A 19058-nucleotide genomic window follows, 5' to 3' on the forward strand; every position below is an offset into this window, starting at 1 on the left:
AAAATGTTTGATTTAGTTTCTTCTACCGCCGCTACTTCTCGATGAACCGGATGATCTTGATGATGATCCGCTACTCGAACTTCTAGAGCTACCGCCAGAGCTTCTGTAAGAACTGCCACTAGAACTACTTCTTCCAGAATTATAGTTACTGCCACTAGAACTACTTCTTCTAGAGCTGTTGCCAGAACTACGGTAAGATCTGCTATTAGATCCACTTGAGCTTCTGCCTGAAGAGTAACTTCTTGAACTGCTGCCAGAATTTCTATAGGTAGAAGTTCTTGGCACGGCAACCCTGCTGCTAGACCTAGCGGTACTAGAACTTCTAGGGCTGTTACTATATCTGCTGCTGTAGTTTCTAGAAGAACTGCTGCTATACCTTGGTGTTGCTCTAGTGCTTCTACTTGTTCTATAAGCTCTATTCTGATCAACGCCAACCGATCTTCTTGCCGATGTATTACCTGAATAGGTTCTTGAACTACGGGTGTTTGCAGAACTTCTAGCTGTAGTTGCTCTGCCGGTAGTAGTTCTATATCTAGAAGAATTACCTCTAGTATTCACATTTGAACGACCTCTTGCTGCTGTTGAAGAAAGACCATTGTTATTCGAATTTGTTCTGGTGTAATTTCCTCTTCTTGAATTATTTAAAGAATATCTTCGGTTTGGGTAGTAGTGTTTTCCATAACCATAACCATAACCATAACCGTAGCCATAACGAGGGTACTGCCATCCGAATCCAATACCTACAAAGCCAACGTATCCAAATCCGTAACCTGGGTACCCCCAACGGTTCCATCCATAATAACCTCCGTAGCCCCAGTTGTTCCATCCGTAAAAACCTCCATAGCCCCAGTTATTCCATCCGTTATTGTGCACATAAATACTTACATCAGCATTATTGTTTCCCCAGCTACCATAACCTTCGTAATCATTTGCAGTGGCGTAATAATCTGTTAATTGATCTTCTGTAACTTCTTGATTTAAATCATTACTAGAGTAAGAATCTACATCTGTAAAAATTTCTTCATCTAATATTTCTTCATATTGGTTTGCTTTTTCGCCAAAATAGTTCGAATAAGTATTCGTTTCAGGATTATTCTGCGTGTAGCTTCTTTGCTCAGGCCTTCGTTCAACCGTTGTCGAAGTATCATCGGAATAAATACCATCATTATCATAGTAAGATGATTGTTGGTATGAACCGCATGAAGTCGCAAAAACAGCTAAGGTAACCAACATTGTTATGTTTCGAAGTTTGTTGTGGGGTATAGAATATATCATCTGGTCAAAATTATATTGTTGAACATATTAAAAATAACTAGTTTTACTCAATTATTATATTGTAATATTCACAAAATTTGTGCCAAAGTCCAGATAATGAGTAAAAATTTAACGAAGAGAAGCGAGGATTATTCCAAATGGTATAACGAATTAGTGGTTAAGGCTGATTTAGCCGAAAACTCTGGTGTAAGAGGTTGCATGGTTATAAAGCCTTATGGTTACGGTATTTGGGAGAAAATGCAAGCCGCTTTAGATAAGATGTTTAAGGAAACAGGTCATGAGAATGCCTATTTTCCGTTGTTTATACCGAAATCATATTTAAGTAAAGAGGCTAGTCATGTTGAAGGTTTTGCGAAAGAATGTGCTGTAGTAACACATTATAGGTTGAAAAATGCAGAAGATGGAAGCGGAATAATCGTTGATCCAGATGCTAAACTAGAGGAGGAGCTTATAGTTAGACCTACTTCTGAAACCATAATTTGGGACACTTATAAAAGATGGATACAATCTTATAGAGATTTACCATTACTTATTAATCAATGGGCGAATGTTGTTCGTTGGGAAATGCGTACGAGATTGTTCTTAAGAACGGCAGAGTTTTTATGGCAAGAAGGGCATACGGCGCATGCTACTGAAAAAGAAGCAATTGAAGAGGCAGAGCAAATGATGAATGTTTATGCCGATTTTGCAGAAAACTTTATGGCGGTACCTGTTATAAAAGGTACTAAAACTGAAAGCGAACGTTTTGCGGGTGCTATTGAGACGTATTGCATAGAAGCATTAATGCAAGATGGTAAGGCATTACAAGCGGGTACTTCTCACTTTTTAGGTCAGAATTTCGCAAAAGCTTTCGATGTTAAATTTGCAACTAAAGAAGGTAGTAAAGAATATGTTTGGGCTACCTCTTGGGGAGTTTCAACACGATTAATGGGGGCGTTGATCATGACGCATAGTGATGATAACGGATTGGTAATCCCTCCGAAATTAGCACCTATACAAGTTGTTATTGTACCAATTTATAAAGGATTAGATCAGTTAGATCAAATTTCTGAGACCGTTAATCCTTTGGTAAAAGAATTAAGAGCAAAAGGTATTTCTGTAAAATTCGATAATAGAGATACTCATAAGCCTGGCTTTAAATTCAATGAGTATGAGTTACGCGGAGTACCGGTAAGGTTGGCAATAGGTCCAAGAGACCTTGAAAATGGCACTTATGAGTTGGCTAGAAGAGATACATTGAAAAAAGAAACTGTTTTGGCAACAGATGTTGTGGCTAAAATTGAGTTTTTGATGGAAGATATTCAGAAGAATATGTACCAAAAAGCACTTGATTATAGAACTAATCACATTACAGAGGTAAATTCTTATGATGAATTTAAAAAAGTTTTAAAAGAAAAAGGTGGATTTATTTCTGCTCATTGGGACGGTAGTAAAGAAACTGAAGAACGTGTTAAAAACGAGACGAAGGCAACTATACGTTGCATTCCCATAGATGCAAAAGAAGAGGAAGGTACTTGTATGGTAACGGGTAAACCGTCTAATAAAAGGGTGTTATTTGCGAAAGCTTATTAATTTTTTCAAAAAATAATAAGCAGGTGTTGTGATAGTAAAAAATATTTGTATTTTTGCATCCGCAATTGCGCAAAGTATGGTCCGTTCGTCTAGGGGTTAGGACGCCAGGTTTTCATCCTGGTAACAGGGGTTCGATTCCCCTACGGACTACTAATTAAACCGTTGGATGTATTTCCAAGTATTGATATAATGGTCCGTTCGTCTAGGGGTTAGGACGCCAGGTTTTCATCCTGGTAACAGGGGTTCGATTCCCCTACGGACTACAAAAATTGAATGGATGAGAATCCGAAGAAATTATAATAAATTATAAAATGGCAAATCACAAGTCGGCATTAAAGAGAATCAGAAGAAACGAAGCAGTTCGTTTACGAAACAGATATCAGCATAAAACTACGCGTAACGCTATAAAAAGATTGCGTTCAGAAGAAACTAAGAAAGATGCAGAGGCTCTTTTCCCAAGTGTTGTTAGTATGATCGATCGTTTAGCAAAACGTAATATTATACATGATAATAAAGCTGCCAACTTAAAGAGTAAGTTAGCTAAGCATGTAGCTGCACTATAATTTAGCTTTAAAGTAAAAATTTAGAGCCTTCCTTTAATTAGGAAGGCTTTTTTTGTTTGCCAATTTTTTAATAATGACAAAGAATAGAGATTCGAAATCGTGCTAGGTAAGGGTCACTAGTAATTATGCAGATTTACAAAACTACTTTACTGAATTGAGTATTTGGCTGTTTTGTATTCTCAAAAACAAGCAAAATCTTCGTGTAAAGAATGATTAGTTAGCATTTCTGAATTTTTATCTAAAAGCAAGTCTTCTACCTTTTAAAAATCCTAGGATTAATAAAGCGTACATGATAACTATAAGTGCTCTTAAAAAGGAGCGCAAGCCGTATGCTTCCCAAATTTGGTAGTCAGTGTAACCTATAATGTATATGATGGGGAATATGGAGTAAAATGTCACTAATGAAATGCTTACCCAAAACATTAAATTGTGCGGTTGTATTAAATTATGGCTCTTTTCTTTTTTGTCTTTAAAGTACAGAGCAACACAAAACACCAAAATGTAAGATCCAATACCTAGCGCATAATAAAGATTTGTGTCTAAAGGGTTTTGAAATTGTGCGCTAATAACGTAGCCGGTTAGCATTATAAAAGTTCCGTATGTTATCCACTTTTTATACTTAACATTTGATATGAGCTTCCGGTAAACGTAATAAAAAAAGCAAAAGAAGATAATAGCGTATATATTGTAAATAACATCATTATAATTGCTAAATTTCATTTCGTTGAAGAACGATATTTCATCATAAGTTCTAACCAGATAACCCAGTATTTCATTGAGTAGGGTGTAGGTGATTATCATAGGAAAGTACTTTAGCGCTGTGTCGTAATATTTACGGTAAGTCGCTAGCGAGACAAACAGGGTCAACGCATATACTAGCATAAAATAGTTCTCCTGAACAAAAGTCCAAATTTTCATGAATTATGGATTAAAAATCAGTTTTTGGAGGCGGACCACCTTGACCGAAATTAAAAGCAAGACTTTTACTGCCTTGTAAGCTAGAGTTTAAAGTGAAAGTAGGAGCGAAACTTGCATGGGCGTTTTCTTTTTTATTTAGGTGATTTCCTAAACCGTCTTTCGTATTGGCTTTCCGATCCTTTATTAGTTCAGCTTTACCATTTTCACCAATGAAAAAGCCATAATTAATACCGCCATCATCTAGTGTAGGTACCATGAATATGCTGTTCTGTCGTTTGTGTATAACCGGCTTTCCGTTTGAAAAATTTTCTTCGTTGGGGTAGTTGGCAAAATACAATCTTAGCTTGGTGATCTTTTTAACACCAGCTGCAGCTGCCTCTTGATCCAAATAAGCCATATATTGTTTGAGTGTTTCATAATCAAAATCTACGAAACGAGAAGCTTCGAATTTTTCTTCTGACGGTCTTTTTTGGTTTTCGTAATCTTCAATAATTTGTACCCTATTTTGCGAGTAGTTGTCATAAATAGCATCTGCCTGTTTTAATGAAATGATGTGGTCTGGAGCTTTGACTATTTTTGACTCAATAATTTCATCTTTCTTTTTTTTCTGCTGTTGATTACAGCCAATTATAGATGAAATCAGAATTAGGCATAAAATTTTACTGATGATAGTAGTCGGTCTTTTCATTTTCTAAGAATTAAATTAGTAATACGATAATTGGTAAAAGACTGGGGGGAGAGTTCTTTTGTTATATGCTAAAGATATTAAAAAGAATAACAGTGGTCTAGTTTTATGAAATGCCAGAGCTTATGGAATAAAAAAATCCCGATTTCTATATGAAATCGGGATTTTAAAATATATGTTAGAATTGTTCTACTGATTCATAGTCATTAAGAACTCTTCGTTGTTTTTAGTTTGTTTAAAGCGTTGTTCAATAAATTCCATCGCTTCTACTGGGTTCATGTCTGCAAGATACTTACGCATGATCCACATACGTTGTAGTGTCGCTTCATCTAATAACATGTCATCTCTTCGTGTACTAGAAGATGTAAGGTCAATAGCAGGGAAGATTCTTCTGTTTGCAATCTTGCGATCCAATTGAAGTTCCATGTTACCGGTACCTTTGAATTCTTCAAAGATAACCTCGTCCATTTTAGAACCAGTTTCTGTTAATGCAGTAGCAATTATGGTAAGAGATCCACCATTTTCAATATTTCTTGCAGCACCAAAGAATCTTTTAGGCTTATGTAATGCGTTGGCGTCAACACCACCACTTAAAACTTTACCAGATGCTGGTTGCACAGTGTTGTATGCTCTTGCCAAACGTGTAATTGAATCTAAAAGAATTACAACATCATGACCACATTCTACCAAACGCTTAGCTTTTTCTAAAACGATATTGGCTACACGTACGTGCTCTGTTGGTTCTTTGTCAAAAGTTGAAGCTACAACCTCGCCACGAACATTACGTTGCATATCGGTAACCTCTTCTGGTCGTTCATCAATTAATAATATAATTTGATAAACCTCTGGGTGATTTGCAGCAATACCATTAGCGATATCTTTTAAAAGCATGGTTTTACCAGACTTTGGTTGAGATACAATCATACCTCTTTGTCCCTTTCCGATAGGAGAGAACAAATCAATAATACGAGTAGATATTGTGCTTTGGCGTTCTGCCAAATTAAATTTTTCTTGTGGGAATAACGGAGTCAAATGCTCGAATGACACACGGTCTCGAACTATTTGTGGGTCTATACCGTTAATTTTATTCACCTTTATAAGAGGAAAATACTTTTCTCCTTCTTTAGGTGGTCTTACGTTACCTAATACGGTATCTCCAGTTTTTAACCCGAAAAGACGTATTTGCGATTGAGAAACATAAATATCATCAGGTGATGATAAGTAGTTGTAATCAGAAGAACGTAAAAACCCGTATCCATCTTGCATGATGTCTAAAACTCCTTCACTATCTATGATAGAGTCAAACTCATACTCAGGTTCTTTGTACCTATTCTTTAGATCCTTGTCAAAATTACTTTTGTCGTGAGTCGGTCTCGGATTAGGCTTATTTTTATGATTGTTATTCTGAGGCGAATTCTTTTTATTAGGCTGGTTTGCAGCTTTTGGTCTAGGTCTTGGTCTTTTTTGCTCAACAGGTGTCTTAGAGTCACTTTCTTGAGTGTTTTCTGTTTTAGTTACATTAACCTTAGCTGGTGCAACCTTTTCTTCTGCCACTTTTTCAGGAGCATTAGTTTCTTTGTTCGTATTTTTTTCAACACGAGGTCTAGGTCTTGGCTTTGGCTTCGGTTTTGGTTTTACTTCTGCCGGCTTGCTAACTTCTTCAGTTGCGGCAGGAGCTATTGCTGCGGCAACCTTTGGATTAGCGGCTTGTAAGTCCAAAATCTGATAAACTAAATCTAGTTTTTTTAAGGTCTTGAATTTAGGAACCTTAAGTCCTTTCGCAATTTCCTGTAATTCAGGTAGCTTTTTTGATTTTAAATCTGAAATCTCAAACATTAAGTAGTAGAATAAATTATAAGAGTTTGTATTGTAAGAAGTAAATATTTTATTTGGATAATCTAAAGGAGATAATTTCCTTACTGGTAGGTGTTATGACGTGATAACGTAGCAATATTACAAATTATTTTGAATAAAAGGGTTATATTTTTTGAAAAGACATGTATTTTTGCAGTGTAAAGTGGTAATTGATTTATGATTCAAAGAATACAAAGCCTTTATTTGATAGTTGTAGCAATACTTACGGGTATTCTACCGTTCTTCTTTAACCTATGGATACATATTGATGGTACTGAAGTATTTGCAAATAATGAAATGCTTATTTCTATTGCCTTTTATGCAAGTACCGTTCTGGCAATATGGGCTATGGTACAATTTAAAAATAGAAAATCTCAGTTTGTTATTAACAGGCTGAACTTGATATTGAATGTTTTTTTATTAGGATTTTTCGTTTACCGATCACTAAACTTATCCGGAGAGACTTTGGTCTCAGAGAAGGGTATTGGGATGCTGATTCCAGTATTTTCTATCATTTTTTTGGTTCTTGCTAACAAGGCTATAAAAAAGGATGAAGATCTTGTAAAATCTGTTGATCGCTTGCGTTAAACCTATAATCTTAGTAGTATTAGTGCGTTAAAACCCGGGGTAGTTTCCGGGTTTTTTTATGTATTTACTTTTCTAAATATAAAGAACTCCTTTCTTTAAATATCACAGAAACATCGCAGTTTTTCTAACTGTTATGATAAACTGTTTATGTTTTCTTGAATTCTTCGTGATACCAGGTTTCTATGTTTGTCCCAAGAAACAGAAAGGTTAACGATAGTCGTTGATTATCCTGTTTTAAACAAAAACAATTTTAAAAATTTACGATTATGAAAAACAGAAAATTTACTCTTGTATTATTAGCTAGTGCCATGACAACTTTTTTTATTAGTTGCTCAGATGATGATGCAGAAGTAGTAACAGTAACTGAAACGGTAGTGGAAACAGAGACTGTTGAAGTAGATTCTTCTTTGCCAGTAGGTGATTTGATGGTAACCTTAAGTGGTAATCTAGTTGCTGAGAGCGGTACACCAACACAAGGTTTAGTTGAAGTAGGTGTCGATGCCGATGAGGCTAATTTTGTTCGTTTCGCAGATGATTTTACTACTGAATTAGGTACAGGTACAGTAGGTATCTTTTTATCTACATCAGAAATTTTTACCCCGGATCCTGCTAATGAAAATCCAGATTTAATGTTGATAGGTAATGTAGTTGATAATGGTGAGATGTTGATAAAACTAAGTGCTACACCAGATGCTAAATACACACATATTATTCTTTGGTGTGCAACTGCTAATATACCGTTTGGTAATGTTGCGTTGAACTAATATAATTTTTTACTGCCTTTGGGAATAGAGACACATGATTCTGTTTTTCTATGTCTCCCAAAGGCTTTTTTATTGGAAACTGATTCTTCTCTTTTCCTATAACTTAATAAGACAGAATTATGAAAAAATTAAAACGCATCATATTTGTATGTTGTTGCTTTTTCACTTTTTATGCTCAGGCACAAAGTGGATGGACTAGAGAGGCTAAAGGATTTTATCTGCAAGCATCGGCGGCACATTTCTTTTCAAATAATTATTATACTACAGAAGGTATATTGGCTGATCAAGGAAGTACTTTTAACACGAGTGCTCTATTAATTTATGGTGAATATGGTATTTCTGATAGATTTACGGCGATTGTAGATTTGCCATTAGTCCGTTTAAACAGTTTTAGTACAACCGAAACTGTTGGCGGTGTAGGTAATATTCAATTAGCGGTAAAGTATAATCTTTTAAAAAGCTTCCCATTATCATTGCAAGTAGCATTAGATATACCTACTAATGATGGTAGTAATTTTGCACAATCGAATAACGCTAATGCTTTTGGTGAATTTGATGAAATAAATCTACCGGTTTCTGATGGCGAGTTTAATGTGTGGACAACCCTTGCGGCTTCACATGGCTTTAAGAATGGTAAAACCTATGCTTCTGCTTTCTCAAGTGTTAATTTTAGAACAGAAGATTTTAGTAATCAATTTCAGGCAGGCGTAGAGCTAGGTCATTTGTTTTTTGACAAACTGTATCTAATCGGTAAACTTAAAATTCAAGAAAGATTATCTTCAGAAAATAATGTGCAAAGTGGATCTTTCCTATTCGGCGAGGGTACAATTTTTACTAACTATGGTATCACTTCTATGTATAAGGTAACGGATCATTTTAATGTGGTCGCCCAATATTCTGATTATGCCGGTTTTTTAGTTGAGCGCAAGAATATTTACGATGGCGGTACATTTTCTTTAGGCGTTTCGTTCGAATATTAATTAGCTGAAATACAGGGTGTAGATATGTGAAAATGCCCTGTGCTTTATCTTTTGCCTAACTCGATTACTTCAAGGTCTTTGATATTATCTCCTTCTATAACAAAACGTAACATGGTACGTACTTGATGAAAACCATGTTTTCCACATGCTCCAGGATTCATATGTAAAACGCCTAATTTTTTATCTATCATCACTTTTAGAATATGCGAATGTCCGGATATGAATAATTTTGGCGGATTTTCTCTAATCATATCTCGTGTTCTCAGATTATATTTAGGTGGGTATCCTCCTATATGAGTTATAAAAACATCAACACCTTCACAAAAAAATCTTTTGTTTTCTGGGAATTCTTTTTGAATAATATGGTCGTCAATGTTACCATGCACTCCTTTTAACGGCTTTAATTTTACAATGGCATCGGTAACTTCTAAAGAGCCAATATCGCCAGCATGCCATACTTCATCTGCCCATTTTACATGCTTTAATATGGCATCGTCTATATGCGAATGCGTATCAGAAAGTAAGAGAATTTTGGTCATTTTTAGGGTTCAATTTGATTGGGAAAATAGATTTGTTTTATCGAGCAACTACTATTCTTAATTTGACTTTACTGGAACGAATGTTAAAACGTATCCTTTTTAATACCTTTGTGAAGTACAAAACTAGCACATACTTTTGAGATTCTTCATTCAATTTTCATACTTCGGTAAAGCTTATCATGGCTGGCAAAATCAGCCAAACGCTATAACCGTTCAAGAAGTGCTAGAAAAAGGCATGTCTAAGCTTTTAAATTCGGCTGTTTCGCTAATGGGTGCAGGTCGTACAGATACCGGTGTTCATGCAAAAGAAATGTACGCCCATTTTGATGTTGATGTTCTTGAGAATATTCCTGAATATATTTTTAGATTAAATTCTTTCTTGCCAAACGATATTGCGGTTGATCGAATTTTTGAAGTAGAAGATGATGCGCATGCTCGTTTTCATGCCACAGCAAGAACTTATGAATATCATATCGATAAAAAGAAAGATCCTTTTTCTACAGATTTAACTCATTTTGTAAAGAAGGACTTAAACATAGCTCAAATGAATAGTGCTGCAACGTTGTTGTTGGGTAAAAAGGATTTTGAATGTTTTTCAAAGTCGAATACAGATGTGTACACTAATATTTGCGACCTAAGAGAGGCAAAATGGGAACTAAAAAATGATCGACTAGTTTTTACAATCACAGCAGACCGATTTCTGCGCAATATGGTTAGAGCTATTGTTGGAACATTAATTAATGTGGGATTGGGTAAATACCCGGCGGACTATGTTAATACCATATTAAAAAGCAAGGATAGAACAAAAGCAGGCGTTTCTGTTCCTGCAAAAGGATTATATTTGACCTCTATTGTTTACCCCAATACTATTTTAAAGAATGGATAAGGATTCTGGCAAAGCATTTGACACTCGTCTTTTTAAACGCTTACTCGCCTACACAAAACCGTACAAAATTACTTTTTATGGCGTTGCATTGGCTGCCATATTACTGTCTTGTTTTGCGATTCTTACACCCTTAATTGTCAAGAAAATTATTGATGATGCCATAAAAGAAAGTAATGCAGAGATGTTGCTTTACTTAACCATTGCTATGTTAGTGGTGCTGCTTGGTCAGGTAATTTGTCAATTGGCTTTTAATTATTATGCAAACTGGTTAGGCGAATCTGTTATTAAAGATGTTCGTATAAGTCTCTTCAAGAAAATGCTTTCTTTTAAAATGAAGTACTTTGATAATTCTTCATTGGGAGTATTGGTAACAAGAGCTGTTGCAGATATGCAACGAATAGGTGAGATATTTAGTCAAGGTTTTTTCGTGATAGTGGCAGATTTGCTAAAAATGGTAGTTGCCGCCATTGTTATGCTATTCATAAATTGGAAACTCGCTTTAATAGTTTTTGCGCTGTTACCTATAATAATGTATGCTACCAGGTGGTTTCAAAAGGCTATGAAAGTAGCTTTTACAGAAGTTAGGGCAGAGGTTTCTAACTTGAATTCTTTTGTGCAAGAACGTATTACGGGTATGAAAATAGTACAGCTATTTACCCGAGAAAAAATAGAAAGCGATAAGTTTAGAGAAATTAACGAAAAGCATAAGAAAGCTTGGTTGAAAACAGTTTGGTATAACTCCATTTTCTTCCCAATTGCTGAAATTGTTTCTTCACTTACCGTAGGATTAATTGTTTGGTATGGCGGATTGCAGAATGTTGCAAATATATCTACGGATATAGCAGGTACAATTTTCGCTTTTATTATGTTGATCGATTTGCTTTTTAGACCACTTCGTCAAATTGCAGATAAATTCAATACCCTACAAATGGGGATGGTTGCCGCTAATAGAGTTTTTAAAATTTTAGATACCGATAGCCAAATACAAAATGTAGGTTCTTTTGAGAAAGATGTAGTAAATGGCGATATAAAATTTGACGATGTTCATTTTGGGTACTTAGAAGATGAAGAGGTGTTACACGGAATTTCATTTGATGTAAAAGCAGGAGAAACAGTTGCTATTGTAGGCGCTACGGGTGCTGGTAAGAGTACGATAATTAACTTATTGAATAGGTTTTACGAGATTAACTCCGGTTCTATTTTAGTTGATGGTGTAGATATTAAAGAGTACAATTTGTCATCACTACGCACGCACATAGCCGTGGTATTACAAGATGTTTTTTTGTTTGCCGATACGATTGCGAATAATATTTCTTTGAAAAACCCAGCAATAAGTGTTTCTGATATTGAGAATGCTGCCAAAGCTATTGGTGTAGATGAGTTTATAACGAGTTTGCCAGGTGGTTATCATTATAATGTAAAAGAGAGAGGTTCTATGCTTTCTAGCGGTCAACGACAGTTAATTGCTTTTTTACGGGCTTATGTGAGTAACCCTAGTATTCTGATTTTAGATGAGGCTACGTCATCTGTAGATACCTATTCTGAGCAGTTAATACAGTCGGCTACAGATAAAATTACGCATGGGAGAACTTCTATAGTTATTGCCCACCGTTTAGCTACTATAAAAAAAGCGGATAAAATTATTGTGATGGATGCCGGTAATATTGTAGAAACAGGTACACACAAACAACTGCTTAAAAAAGGTGGTTACTACAGTAATTTATATGAAGCTCAGTTCTTAGCTGAAGAGGTAGCTTAATTACGGTGCTATTTTTTAAAATGAGTCTGTAAATAGAGCTATGTACACTGTGGTAATTATTATAATAATAAAAAATATCGCAGCGAATAAAACAAGAAATAGTAGCAGTTTTAATACTGTTTGCTTTATGGTCAGATTAAATGGTTTGTAAAATACCCAAGTAAAGAATCCTATTTGGAATATCATATTACCCATAGAAACATAATAAATAATTTTAGAGTTCCAAATGGTCAGTAAGTAGGCAATATTTATAATTATAGATAAATGTGAGTAAGCATAAATGTTAATTACAAAATGCTCACTTAAACTAAATTGCTTTTTATTGATAAATACACGTCTAGAAATTAATACCAAAAATGGCAGCATAGCCATGTAAAAGAGACTTTGATATTTTATTAGGTAAGCATTCCATTGTTTTTGAAAGTCCTGTCCTAATTTTTCTGCTTCGGTAATTGAATCTCCAGATTTATATAGAAAATCAAAATTTAGAGCATTTGGGAAAAACTCAGAATATACATAAGCAAATAACCCCCCCCAAGGGTAATGGCTATAGTAAAATAGCTAGTGGGATTTAAATACTTCTTTCTAACACCATTTATATAACCACCAATTACTTCATCTGGTTTTGTAAACAGATGTTTAAAGGTGATAAGAAAGGTGTTGTCTATATTGAAAAATCGCTCGGTGGCATCATACCAAAGATTCTTTACCGTAAGTCTATTGCGAATTACCTTAGCACCACAATCGGGGCAATAACTGAAATCGGTTCTTAGGTTTGTATGGCAGTTTTTGCATTCCACTATATCAAATCTTGTTTAAGCATATTCCCTAATTGAGTGATGGAGTCGTACAGTACAAATTCTCCGTTTTTTATATAAGAGATTAATCCTGTTTCTTCACTTACTACAATACTTAAAGCATCGGTCTTTTCACTTATTCCTACAGCAGCTCTATGTCGTAACCCGAAACGCAGCGGAATATTACGCTCGTTAGAAACTGGTAAAATTACTCTCGTAGCAACTATATAATTACCAACAATAACAGCCGCTCCATCATGTAGTGTACTGTTCTTGTAAAAGATACTTTCAAGAATAGGTTGGTTAATTTCAATATTCATGCGATCACCAGTACTCTTTATAAAATCTAAGGAGTTGCTACGTTCTATAACCAAAATAGCACCTGTTTTGGTACTGGCCATTTTCTCGCATGCTTTTAATATGGCATCAACATCTGTGTCTGTCGATAAGCCTTCTTGCTTTAAGAATTTAAAATGCTTTACAAAATTTCTCTTGTTCGCGAAATTGGTAGAGCCAATCATTAAAAGGAACTTTCTAATCTCTTGCTGAAAAACTATAATCAGTGCAATAAGTCCGACTTGCATAAATGCACCGACCATACTACTGATCATTTGCATGTCTAGCAATTCGGTCAGTTTCCAAAAAGCCCATACGATAACAATACCGATAAAAATATTGATAGCAACCGATCCTCTAACTAGTTTGTAGATGTAGTATAGCAGTACAGCAACAAATATGATGTCTAAAACATCTGTAATCTTAAAGTCAATAAAATTTAAAAAATCCAATCGGTACCGTTTTAGTAAAATTAAGAAAATTGATGACAACAAATTGATATAAACTTAGGCATTTAATTGTTCATATAATTTTACGCATTCCACAGCTTCTTCAACATCATGAACTCGTAATATTTTTGTTCCCTTTTGTAAGCAGACCATATGTAATGCCGTTGTGCCATTTAATGCTTGGTCGGCAGTGGTGCCTAATGTTTTGTAAATCATTGATTTTCTGCTAATGCCAGCTAATATTGGGTGTTCAATGATATTCATGACTTCTATATTATTTAATAGCTCATAGTTCTGTTCTAAATTCTTCGCAAAACCAAAACCTGGGTCGATGATAATATCTTTTATTCCTAATGCTTTAGCAGCCACCAATCTTTCAGAAAAAAATGAAAGAACTTCTTTTACAACATCTTCATAATCTGTTTTTTGCTGCATGTTTTGTGGTGTGCCACGCATATGCATCATAATGTACGGCACATGTAATTTTGCAACAGTACTTAGCATTTTATCATCCTGCAATCCCGCAGAAATATCATTAATTATGGCAGCGCCATTTTCAATACATGCTTCGGCAACATTACTTCTAAACGTATCAATAGAGAGTATGGTGTTTGGAAAATTCTTTAGAATTAAGTTGATAATGGGTTCTATCCGCTTTAACTCGGTAGCTTCATCAACTTCTAAAGCGCCGGGTCTTGAACTATAAGCCCCAATATCAATAAAAGTGGCGCCTTCGTTCAGCATTTTTTTAACTTGATTTAGTATACTCTTTTCATCTTTGTATTTTCCGCCATCAAAAAAAGAATCGGGAGTAATGTTCAAAATACCCATTACCTTGGGCTGATCTAATGATAAAAGCTTACCGTTGCAATTTATGGTCATTATCAATTTTTAATAGGAATTTGTGGCATTTTCCAAGTTTAAACCGTCAATCTTGATGGTTACAATTATTTAAGCGAAATTTACATAAATTAGATAGAATTACATGCTAGATACGGCAAAGGAATACGATGAGGTTATTGAGGTTTGTTTAAATCTGTACGAGAAAAAGATGACAGATTATGGCAGTGCATGGCGAATTTTAAGATTACCATCGCTAACAGATCAAATATTTATTAAGGCACAACGTATACGTAGTCTTCAAGAGAACGATATTCGTAAGGTTGATGAAGGTGAACGTTCAGAGTTTATGGGAATCATCAATTATTCGGTAATGGCATTAATTCAATTAGAACTTGGTGTAGCAGATCAACCCGATTTAAATACTGAAAAAGCGGTAGAGTTATATGCAAAGCATATTAAAATTACCAAAGAATTGATGTTGAACAAGAACCATGATTATGGTGAGGCTTGGCGAGATATGAGAGTGAGTTCTCTTACAGATTTAATTTTGCAAAAATTACTTCGAGTAAAGCAAATAGAAGATAATAAAGGTAAAACTTTGGTAAGCGAAGGTATAGATGCCAATTACCAAGACATGATTAATTATGCCGTTTTTGCATTGATACATTTAGGTTCAGAATCAAAATAATAAGAAGAATGAAGTATTTAGTAGGTGTCGTAAGAATTTTTGTAGGTATACTTTTTATTATTAGCGGATTTATAAAGCTGAACGATCCTGTTGGTTTTTCTTTTAAGTTAGAAGAATATTTTAGTCAAGGTGTGTTAGATCTACCTTTTCTAACTCCTTTTGCTTTGGCAATTTCAATTCTTGTGGTGATTGTTGAGGTCATGGTTGGTGTTATGCTTATACTTGGCTACAAACGTAAAATCACCATATGGACGCTGATTGCCATGATTGTTTTCTTCACTTTTCTAACCTTTTATTCTGCTTACTTTAATAAAGTAACTGATTGTGGTTGTTTTGGTGATGCTATAAAGCTGACCCCTTGGGAGTCTTTTACGAAAGATGTGGCGCTTTTGGTATTGATTTTAATCATATACGCAGGTAGAAAATATATAACTCCGTTAGTAAAACCTAAAACCTTAATACCTCTTTTAATATTATCATTATTAGCTTGTATTGGGTACGTATACCATGTTCTAAATCACTTGCCAGTAATAGATTTTAGACCCTATGAAATTGGCAAGAACATTGAAGAGGGTATGAGTACGCCAGATGATGCGCCTAAAGCTATTTTCGAATACAGATGGAAGTTCGATGTAAATGGTACTGAAGAAATTCATATTAGTAATGGAGATTACCCAACAGTAGATGGGGAATTTATCGATGTTGAAACAGAAGAGATTCAGGCTGGTTATGAACCACCTGTTCATGATTTTACCATAGAGCAAGAAGGGGAGGACTTCGCCGCTTCTTTATTACAAGAACCTAAATTGGTTATGGTTATAGCCTACGATTTAAGAAAATCAAACGTAGTAAAATTCAAGAATATTAAAACAGTAGCTGACAAAGCTATAAAAGCTGGATATAAAGTAATAGGTATGTCAGCCTCTGGACCAGATCAAACTGATGCTTTGGTAAAAGAGAATAACCTAGGTTTTGATTTTTACTTTACCGATGAAACTACACTTAAGACTATTGTGAGATCAAACCCTGGGATTTTGGTTATAGAAAAAGGAACCATAAAACAGAAAGTACATTACAACGACTTAGAAGATTTAATCTTCAATTAAGATATTTAACTGAAATAGTATAATTAGAAATATAACAACATGAGAGCAAAGATAGTAGCAGGTAACTGGAAGATGAATAAGAATTTGGCAGAGACTGAAACACTTTTAGCAGAGCTGTCGGCAAAATTGCCAGATACAAATGCAGAAGTTATGGTAGCGCCAACATATGTAAACTTGGCTAGTGCAGTACATGCTTTAGAAAGTTCTAAAATTGAAGTTATTGCACAAAACATGCATTATGCTGAAAGTGGTGCTTTTACTGGTGAAATTTCTGCAGATATGTTATTGAACATTGGTGTTGATACCGCAATTATCGGTCACTCTGAAAGAAGAGCGTATTTTGGTGAAGGCGATGAGATACTTTCAAAGAAAGTAATTACGGCTTTAAATAAAGGTATTCGTGTAATGTTTTGTTTTGGTGAGGAATTAGAAGATCGTAAATCTGGTAACCATTTCAATTTAGTTGAAAGTCAGTTAAAGAATGTACTATTTAGTTTAGAACCATCTGCGTGGACTAATATCGTGTTGGCATATGAACCAGTTTGGGCAATTGGTACTGGTGAGACAGCTTCTCCTGAACAAGCGCAAGAAATGCACGCATTTATTCGTAAAACTATTTCAGAAGCATTTGATGCTACTATAGCTAATAATGTAACTATTCTTTACGGTGGTAGTGTTAAGCCAGGTAATGCAGAAGAGATTTTTTCTAAACCAGATGTTGACGGTGGTTTAATAGGTGGAGCTTCATTAGTTGCTGACGATTTTATTGCTATCATTAAAGCTTTTTAAGCGAAGTATTTAAAAATGAGCGATACAGTATATATTGAATACCGTTTTACGGTAAAACCTAAAGATCCGGCTTCAGACCTTCTCATTGCAGAATTGGGTGAAGTCGGTTTTGAAAGTTTTGTTGAAGAAGAAGATGATGTGTTGGCATACATTCAAAAAACTGATTGGTCTGAAGGTATGTTAGCGGATCTTCCGATACTACAGAATCCGCGATATGCATTTACTTTCGATTATAAAGAAATAGAGCAAGAGAACTGGAACGCCACTTGGGAGCAAAATTTTCAGCCTATTATCGTTGATGATATTTGTATGATAAGAGCCCCTTTTCATGAGGCTATTAATGTGGATTATGACATTGTTATTGAACCAAAAATGAGTTTTGGTACAGGTCATCACGAAACAACCCATATGATGTTACAGCATATTTTACAGTTAGATGTAAAAGGTGAAACTGTGTTAGATATGGGTAGTGGTACAGGGGTTTTAGCGATTCTTTCGGGTATGCGTGGTGCTACTACTATAGATGCCATCGATATTGATAATTGGTGTTATTTAAACGCGAAGGAGAATGTTGAGCGTAATAAAATGGACTTCATTTCTGTATATGAAGGTGATGTGGCGTTACTAGCGGGTAAGAAGTATGATTTGATCATCGCAAATATTAATAGAAATATTTTGTTGGCAGATTTACCGAGCTATGCGAAATCTTTAAATGCAGGTGGTACTTTGTTATTAAGTGGTTTTTATACTGAAGACTTAGATATGATCACGCAAAAGTGTACGGAGTTAGCGTTAAAGTTTGAAAAAAACCTTGAACGTAATAATTGGGTTGCCGCAAAATATGTAAATTAGAAGGTATTAATTGGAATATGATGAGTACAAGAGAAGAAGTTTCCGAAGAATTACTTTTAGAAGAAGAAACGGTTCAACAAAATGAAATCGTTCTTTTTAATGACGAGGTCAATACTTTTGATCATGTTATAAATACTTTAATGTCTGTTTGTGAGCATTCACCAGAACAGGCTGAACAATGTTCTTTAATAGTGCATTACAAAGGTAAGTGTACGGTTAAGACTGGTGAGTATGAAGAATTGAAACCACAATGTTCTAAATTACTACAAGCAGGACTGAGTGCAGAAATTGTTTAAATCAGGCTTCATAAATTATAGAAGTGTAAAATAGTATTGAAATAAAAAAATCCCTTGAACCAAGTTCAAGGGATTTTTTTATTTCAATTAAACTCTTAAAAGAAATTTCAATAAGTCTTTAAATCTATTAAGCTTATACTAAAGGTACTCCGTTCAATCGTTTCTCGATTTTCTTCTTTTTGACTGTAACTTCTTTCATTACATCCATTAAATTAGAATCTTTAGTTTCCTTATATATTTCATTAATGCTTAAAATAAGTGCTTTTGCCTCTCTCGACGCCTCTACTCGGTCACTAGTAGACATATTACTCATTTTTCGACCTATAAATTCCTGAGCTTTTTCAAGTAACTCCATTTGCTTCTTTTTTTTCAAAGTTAACATAATATTCAAATTACGCAATTCTTTGTCAATTGTATATAGTTATGAGGCTATTAGATAATAGTATTTATGAACAATTTAACGAAATAGGGGTGTTTTGAGCGCTTTTTTTCAATTTGAATGTTAATTTTTATTGTCCG

20 protein-coding genes and 2 tRNA genes are annotated in these 19058 nt (G+C 34.8%); 14 read left to right on the forward strand and 8 right to left on the reverse strand.

The features are described 5' to 3' along the window. Positions 1-12: 12 nt before the first annotated feature. On the reverse strand, positions 13-1233 hold the full coding sequence (locus Q4500_RS01155; RefSeq protein ID WP_303597924.1) for a hypothetical protein: 1221 nt from the start codon (positions 1231-1233) through the stop codon (positions 13-15). Between the two features lie 138 nt (positions 1234-1371). Between Q4500_RS01155 and proS the strand changes: the two genes are divergently transcribed. The 4 genes from proS (at position 1372) to rpsT (ending at position 3410) form a co-directional block, all read left to right on the forward strand. Further along, entirely contained in the window at positions 1372-2847 is a 1476-nt protein-coding gene (gene proS / locus Q4500_RS01160) for a proline--tRNA ligase (RefSeq protein WP_303597925.1), read from the forward strand. Positions 2848-2925: 78 nt separating this feature from the next. Further along, a tRNA-Glu gene (locus Q4500_RS01165) sits at positions 2926-2997 on the forward strand. Between the two features lie 41 nt (positions 2998-3038). Further along, positions 3039-3110 (forward strand) — tRNA-Glu (locus Q4500_RS01170). Positions 3111-3158: 48 nt separating this feature from the next. Continuing rightward, a complete protein-coding gene (gene rpsT / locus Q4500_RS01175; RefSeq protein ID WP_073242858.1) occupies positions 3159-3410 on the forward strand; it encodes a 30S ribosomal protein S20 in 252 nt (83 codons plus the stop codon). A 928-nt stretch (positions 3411-4338) separates the two neighbouring features. Here the strand turns inward: rpsT and Q4500_RS01180 are convergent. Then, a complete protein-coding gene (locus tag Q4500_RS01180; protein ID WP_303597926.1) occupies positions 4339-5016 on the reverse strand; it encodes a hypothetical protein in 678 nt (225 codons plus the stop codon). Positions 5017-5202: 186 nt separating this feature from the next. Next, the gene (gene rho, locus Q4500_RS01185; protein ID WP_303597927.1) at positions 5203-6849 is read right to left on the reverse strand and encodes a transcription termination factor Rho; all 1647 of its coding nucleotides are present in this window, start codon (positions 6847-6849) and stop codon (positions 5203-5205) included. 195 nt (positions 6850-7044) lie between these two features. Here rho and Q4500_RS01190 point away from each other — a divergent pair, with 195 nt between their 5' ends. The 3 genes from Q4500_RS01190 (at position 7045) to Q4500_RS01200 (ending at position 9199) form a co-directional block, all read left to right on the forward strand. After that, positions 7045-7455, forward strand: a complete 411-nt coding sequence (locus Q4500_RS01190; RefSeq protein WP_303597928.1) for a DUF4293 domain-containing protein — start codon at positions 7045-7047, stop codon at positions 7453-7455. Positions 7456-7721: 266 nt separating this feature from the next. After that, on the forward strand, positions 7722-8219 hold the full coding sequence (locus tag Q4500_RS01195; RefSeq protein ID WP_303597929.1) for a hypothetical protein: 498 nt from the start codon (positions 7722-7724) through the stop codon (positions 8217-8219). Between the two features lie 119 nt (positions 8220-8338). Further along, positions 8339-9199 carry a hypothetical protein gene (locus Q4500_RS01200; protein WP_303597930.1) on the forward strand — a complete coding sequence of 287 codons (861 nt, stop codon included), beginning with the start codon at positions 8339-8341 and terminating at the stop codon, positions 9197-9199. Between the two features lie 44 nt (positions 9200-9243). On the opposite strand, the gene Q4500_RS01205 is transcribed toward Q4500_RS01200, so the two are convergent. Continuing rightward, complete coding sequence (locus tag Q4500_RS01205) at positions 9244-9738, reverse strand: metallophosphoesterase (RefSeq protein WP_303597931.1); 495 nt, start codon at positions 9736-9738, stop codon at positions 9244-9246. 136 nt (positions 9739-9874) lie between these two features. On the opposite strand from Q4500_RS01205, the gene truA reads away from it, so the two are divergent. Both truA and Q4500_RS01215 read left to right on the forward strand, forming a co-directional pair. Further along, positions 9875-10624 (forward strand): tRNA pseudouridine(38-40) synthase TruA, encoded by a 750-nt coding sequence (gene truA / locus Q4500_RS01210; protein ID WP_303597932.1) that lies wholly within the window; start codon positions 9875-9877, stop codon positions 10622-10624. Next, positions 10617-12383, forward strand: a complete 1767-nt coding sequence (locus tag Q4500_RS01215; protein WP_303597933.1) for an ABC transporter ATP-binding protein — start codon at positions 10617-10619, stop codon at positions 12381-12383. The genes truA and Q4500_RS01215 overlap by 8 nt, the downstream gene beginning before the upstream one ends. A gap of 485 nt (positions 12384-12868) precedes the next feature. Here Q4500_RS01215 and Q4500_RS01220 read toward each other — a convergent pair whose 3' ends face one another. Genes Q4500_RS01220 through folP form a run of 3 tightly spaced genes read right to left on the reverse strand, consistent with a single transcriptional unit; the run spans position 12869 to position 14847 of the window. Then, positions 12869-13183: a DUF3667 domain-containing protein gene (locus Q4500_RS01220; RefSeq protein WP_303597934.1), complete on the reverse strand. Its 315-nt coding sequence runs from the start codon at positions 13181-13183 to the stop codon at positions 12869-12871. Further along, a complete protein-coding gene (locus tag Q4500_RS01225; RefSeq protein ID WP_133686639.1) occupies positions 13183-13968 on the reverse strand; it encodes a diadenylate cyclase in 786 nt (261 codons plus the stop codon). Before Q4500_RS01225 ends, Q4500_RS01220 begins: the two co-directional genes overlap by 1 nt. Before the next feature lie 54 nt (positions 13969-14022). Then, positions 14023-14847 carry a dihydropteroate synthase gene (gene folP / locus Q4500_RS01230; RefSeq protein ID WP_303597935.1) on the reverse strand — a complete coding sequence of 275 codons (825 nt, stop codon included), beginning with the start codon at positions 14845-14847 and terminating at the stop codon, positions 14023-14025. A gap of 103 nt (positions 14848-14950) precedes the next feature. Here folP and Q4500_RS01235 point away from each other — a divergent pair, with 103 nt between their 5' ends. The 5 genes from Q4500_RS01235 to Q4500_RS01255 are packed head-to-tail and all read left to right on the forward strand — an operon-like array spanning position 14951 to position 18539. Continuing rightward, positions 14951-15496, forward strand: a complete 546-nt coding sequence (locus tag Q4500_RS01235; RefSeq protein WP_303597936.1) for a DUF1599 domain-containing protein — start codon at positions 14951-14953, stop codon at positions 15494-15496. An 8-nt stretch (positions 15497-15504) separates the two neighbouring features. Next, positions 15505-16602: a BT_3928 family protein gene (locus Q4500_RS01240; protein WP_303597937.1), complete on the forward strand. Its 1098-nt coding sequence runs from the start codon at positions 15505-15507 to the stop codon at positions 16600-16602. Between the two features lie 39 nt (positions 16603-16641). Beyond that, the gene (tpiA, locus tag Q4500_RS01245; protein WP_303597938.1) at positions 16642-17391 is read left to right on the forward strand and encodes a triose-phosphate isomerase; all 750 of its coding nucleotides are present in this window, start codon (positions 16642-16644) and stop codon (positions 17389-17391) included. A 15-nt stretch (positions 17392-17406) separates the two neighbouring features. Then, positions 17407-18243, forward strand: a complete 837-nt coding sequence (gene prmA / locus Q4500_RS01250; RefSeq protein WP_303597939.1) for a 50S ribosomal protein L11 methyltransferase — start codon at positions 17407-17409, stop codon at positions 18241-18243. Positions 18244-18263: 20 nt separating this feature from the next. Further along, positions 18264-18539: an ATP-dependent Clp protease adaptor ClpS gene (locus Q4500_RS01255; protein ID WP_303598247.1), complete on the forward strand. Its 276-nt coding sequence runs from the start codon at positions 18264-18266 to the stop codon at positions 18537-18539. 133 nt (positions 18540-18672) lie between these two features. Here the strand turns inward: Q4500_RS01255 and Q4500_RS01260 are convergent, their stop codons facing one another. Further along, positions 18673-18894, reverse strand: a complete 222-nt coding sequence (locus Q4500_RS01260) for a hypothetical protein (RefSeq protein ID WP_036157855.1) — start codon at positions 18892-18894, stop codon at positions 18673-18675. Positions 18895-19058 lie beyond the last annotated feature (164 nt).

Origin of the sequence: Maribacter sp. 1_MG-2023 (genome assembly GCF_030547005.1) — a bacterium.
Taxonomy (GTDB): Bacteria; Bacteroidota; Bacteroidia; order Flavobacteriales; family Flavobacteriaceae; genus Maribacter.

Coding starts and splice junctions, on each gene's coding strand:
- Q4500_RS01155 (WP_303597924.1), bottom strand. CDS start 1,233: ATGTTGGTTACCTTAGCTGTTTTTGCGACTTCATGCGGTTCATACCAA.
- proS (WP_303597925.1), top strand. CDS start 1,372: ATGAGTAAAAATTTAACGAAGAGAAGCGAGGATTATTCCAAATGGTAT.
- rpsT (WP_073242858.1), top strand. CDS start 3,159: ATGGCAAATCACAAGTCGGCATTAAAGAGAATCAGAAGAAACGAAGCA.
- Q4500_RS01180 (WP_303597926.1), bottom strand. CDS start 5,016: ATGAAAAGACCGACTACTATCATCAGTAAAATTTTATGCCTAATTCTG.
- rho (WP_303597927.1), bottom strand. CDS start 6,849: ATGTTTGAGATTTCAGATTTAAAATCAAAAAAGCTACCTGAATTACAG.
- Q4500_RS01190 (WP_303597928.1), top strand. CDS start 7,045: ATGATTCAAAGAATACAAAGCCTTTATTTGATAGTTGTAGCAATACTT.
- Q4500_RS01195 (WP_303597929.1), top strand. CDS start 7,722: ATGAAAAACAGAAAATTTACTCTTGTATTATTAGCTAGTGCCATGACA.
- Q4500_RS01200 (WP_303597930.1), top strand. CDS start 8,339: ATGAAAAAATTAAAACGCATCATATTTGTATGTTGTTGCTTTTTCACT.
- Q4500_RS01205 (WP_303597931.1), bottom strand. CDS start 9,738: ATGACCAAAATTCTCTTACTTTCTGATACGCATTCGCATATAGACGAT.
- Q4500_RS01215 (WP_303597933.1), top strand. CDS start 10,617: ATGGATAAGGATTCTGGCAAAGCATTTGACACTCGTCTTTTTAAACGC.
- folP (WP_303597935.1), bottom strand. CDS start 14,847: ATGACCATAAATTGCAACGGTAAGCTTTTATCATTAGATCAGCCCAAG.
- Q4500_RS01235 (WP_303597936.1), top strand. CDS start 14,951: ATGCTAGATACGGCAAAGGAATACGATGAGGTTATTGAGGTTTGTTTA.
- Q4500_RS01240 (WP_303597937.1), top strand. CDS start 15,505: ATGAAGTATTTAGTAGGTGTCGTAAGAATTTTTGTAGGTATACTTTTT.
- tpiA (WP_303597938.1), top strand. CDS start 16,642: ATGAGAGCAAAGATAGTAGCAGGTAACTGGAAGATGAATAAGAATTTG.
- prmA (WP_303597939.1), top strand. CDS start 17,407: ATGAGCGATACAGTATATATTGAATACCGTTTTACGGTAAAACCTAAA.
- Q4500_RS01255 (WP_303598247.1), top strand. CDS start 18,264: ATGAGTACAAGAGAAGAAGTTTCCGAAGAATTACTTTTAGAAGAAGAA.
- Q4500_RS01260 (WP_036157855.1), bottom strand. CDS start 18,894: ATGGAGTTACTTGAAAAAGCTCAGGAATTTATAGGTCGAAAAATGAGT.